Genomic DNA, 3,085 nt, shown 5'->3' on the forward strand with positions numbered 1-3,085 from the left:
GCCTGCGCCTGGACCACCTGAAGGACCTGCCCGACCGCGACGGCGAGGAGGTCCACCTGCTCACCACGCTCCTCGACCCCGCCGATGCCGGCGCCGAACAGCTGGCCGGATGCTACTGGCAGCGGTGGGAGGCAGAGACCGGGATCGATCAGCTCAAGACCCACCTGCGCGGCCCCGGGAAGATCCTGCGCTCGCGCAGTCCGGAACTCGCCTACCAGGAGATATGGGCCTACCTGCTCACCCACTGGGCGCTGAGCGCGCTGATCTGCCGGGCCGCCACCGACGCCGGGATCGACCCCGACCGGGTCAAGTTCCTCGGCACCGTCCGGATCGTACGCCGCTCGGTCACCGACCGAGCGGCGTTTTCCCCCTGAGGACCACGAAGCCCTCCTGGCGCACACCCTCGAACGCGTCGCCTCCCGCCGCAACCTCAACCCCAAACGGCGACAACGCACTTACCCCCGCTCCATCAAGCGTCCCCGCCCCAGCACATACCGCGAACGACGCCGCTCAGACCGCGGCATCCGCCACTCCGGCCCGCCGACCGTCGCGCTGCTGCCGCCCAGCACTCGAGCCCATCCACACACAAACTAAACGGCATTGGACCGCCGGATGCACCGGTTACGACAGACCACGTCGTGGCGATGTGGGAACTCGACTGGCAGATCAACCAGCAGCTGGCGGTGGAATCCGTCGACGAGCAGGTGCTGCGGCGTGCCCGTGAAGAGCATCGGTGTAATTGGGAGGAATACCAGAGGGTGCGGGCCGACTGGGCATTCCAAGCCGGTTCCATGGGGCATATCTTCGAAATGCCGGACGATCAGGAGCAGGCCGCCCGACAGCACGTGAATGGCTTCGTCACGGTCCTGGGTGACACCCTTGGCTTGGCCAAGCCGACCTTCGTCCGTGCCCAGACGAGAGCCAAAACTCGACTCCGCTAGTAGTGCGAGCGCAGCGCAAAGGCGAGCACCGGAGTCACGCCGTGAGGTGGCGTCGCAGTTCGCCGGGGGCAGACAGGAAAGATCCCCGAAAGACTGGCCAACACGAGCAGGGGCATGCCAACGTAGACGACCTTCCCGGAAACCCCAGGTCAGAGAGGTGATCGCCCGTGGCTGCGGCTCCTGTGAGTCCCGGTTTTTCCACCACCGTTGAGGCCCTGCGTTTGCGTGCATGGCAGCTTGGCCCAGGCCAGCCCACGCTCGTTATGGACCAATTCTCCGCCGATGACTTCAACCTGCTCGTGGACGACCGAGGGGACGTGCACGTCAACTCGAAGGACGGCCGTTTCTACCTCGGATGGTTTCCGCTCGGCCGCCCCGGTACTGACGGCGAGGGATGGACGATAGCCGTTACCGGTACGGCCAAGGTGCGCGGTTACCGCGTTTCTTTCGACACCGAGACGCTGGCCGATATCGTCGCCGCCGCCGTGGCCCATGTGCTGGCGACCTCTCAGCCCCTTTGAGGGGCGAGTCGGCTTTACCGGTATTCGACCGAAGGCGCTCCGGTGCGCAGCGAGCGACTCGAAGGCCACGCCCCGAAAAGCAAGGAGACTTTCAGTGCAGCCCACGGAGATGACCGTCGGTGACCTGACCAAGCGTCTGTCCGCCTGCGATCCGGCCTCGCCCCTGCGGCTGGCCATGAACCCGTTCTTCCCGATGGAGCACCGCCTCGAGCGGGTCGTCGAGGCCACGGATCGGGCCGAGCGCCCTGTCGTGTATCCAGCCGAGAGCCGGAACGCGGACACACAGCCTGGTCACCTGCCGCCGGAGGTGGCCGTCGCCCTCGCCTGGCAGGCTCCCGTCCAGGCGCCCCCGCGCCGCCCCCGCCGTGCTGCCCGCCCCGCTGGCGGGCAGTAACCCCGTACGCAGTCCTTGGAGGCGCCCCTGAACCGCAACTCCCCGCTCGACCCGCCCACCCCAAGCGGCACCCGGTCCGCGTACCGGGTCGGCCCCCGGCACCTGGCCGGTGACGACGGACGTCTCTACGACGTCGTCGCGGACACGCTCGCCGGCCTCGGCTGGACCAGCCTCGCGATCGTCCGCGGACGTCAGGAGCCCGACGATGCCCTGGAGGACCGGCAGGTCCTGCGCAGCACCGTGCTCCACATCAGCCCCGACACCCTCCGGTGGGCGCAGTGGATGCCGCCCGACGAGCCGTTCCACCTGGGCGACCTGCCGATCGCGTGGCAGATCTCCGCCCGCCGGGACGGGACTGCGCCCCTTGCGCAGTGGTCCGCCTACTTCACCCTGGATGTGCCGGGCGAGGTTCTCGCCGACTTCCTCCTCGCGCTCGACGCCCGCGACGACCCCACCGCCGCGTATACCGGGCCTGGGCTGGTCCTCGATGCCGTCACGGCCCACGGCTGGCTCCGCGACGTCGACCAGCCCGACGCTGGCGCGGCGGACCCGACGTTCACCTCTCACCTCAGCCTCGGCGAGGTGCCGCCCCTGATCCAGGACGCCGACCCCCGCGTCCTGATCGTCGAGGCGGACGAGACGGGACCCGCCGGATGGCAGGCATGGGCGCAGCCTGCACTGGGCGCGCCCTTTTTGTGGGCCGCGTCCTTCGGCGCCAGCGTGCCGCACGACCTTGTCGCGGTCTTCGCCGCCTCCCTCAGCTCCACCGTCCCGGTCCTGCGCCGGGTGCTGCCCGAGAGCACGCGGGACCGACTCCTGCGCGCCCCGGCCGGCTGAGCGCAGGAACACCGCGCACATAAGCCCGGCCTCCCGCTTCGGGAGGCCGGGCTTCGTGGTGTTCCGGACTGATCGCTCACTGTCTCGGGCTGTCGCCGAAGGGTCAGGTACAACCACGGCGCCCCCGGTCGTTCGCGTGACCGGGGGCGCCGTGGCATACGGAGGAGTGTCAGCGGGCTGCTGTCGCCTTGGCGAGAGCCTGGCCGAGGTGCCGGTCGACGAGGGCGGGTGAGCCGGAGACGATCAGCAGCAGGTTTCCGGTGCGGACCGCGGTCTGCTTGACGACGCTCTCCTGTCCGCCGACGGAGAAGGTGAGCAGCCGGCTCCAGCGCTCGTCGCCGAGCTGGGGCGCGGACGTCTTCCGGGTGGCGACGTCGATCGCGTTGCTGCCT

The 3,085-nt window shown here is 69.4% G+C and carries 4 protein-coding genes and 2 pseudogenes; 5 read left to right on the top strand and 1 reads right to left on the bottom strand.

The annotated features are described in order from the left end of the window. The 5 genes and pseudogenes from RH94_RS43655 to RH94_RS17040 all read left to right on the top strand — a co-directional run. Positions 1-374: pseudogene (locus RH94_RS43655) on the top strand (IS4 family transposase); the annotation flags it as partial. 270 nt (positions 375-644) lie between these two features. Next, positions 645-941: a hypothetical protein gene (locus tag RH94_RS17025; protein ID WP_158073061.1), complete on the top strand. Its 297-nt coding sequence runs from the start codon at positions 645-647 to the stop codon at positions 939-941. A 167-nt stretch (positions 942-1,108) separates the two neighbouring features. Beyond that, the gene (locus RH94_RS17030; RefSeq protein WP_073948438.1) at positions 1,109-1,462 is read left to right on the top strand and encodes a DUF317 domain-containing protein; all 354 of its coding nucleotides are present in this window, start codon (positions 1,109-1,111) and stop codon (positions 1,460-1,462) included. A 94-nt stretch (positions 1,463-1,556) separates the two neighbouring features. Further along, entirely contained in the window at positions 1,557-1,856 is a 300-nt protein-coding gene (locus tag RH94_RS17035) for a hypothetical protein (RefSeq protein ID WP_107428738.1), read from the top strand. Positions 1,857-1,871: 15 nt separating this feature from the next. Next, complete coding sequence (locus tag RH94_RS17040; RefSeq protein WP_073946049.1) at positions 1,872-2,693, top strand: DUF317 domain-containing protein; 822 nt, start codon at positions 1,872-1,874, stop codon at positions 2,691-2,693. Positions 2,694-2,862: 169 nt separating this feature from the next. Here the strand turns inward: RH94_RS17040 and RH94_RS17045 are convergent. Then, positions 2,863-3,085 (bottom strand): annotated as a pseudogene (locus tag RH94_RS17045) (hypothetical protein); the annotation flags it as partial.

This window comes from Streptomyces kebangsaanensis, from assembly GCF_001906585.1.
Taxonomy (GTDB): domain Bacteria; phylum Actinomycetota; class Actinomycetes; order Streptomycetales; family Streptomycetaceae; genus Streptomyces; species Streptomyces kebangsaanensis.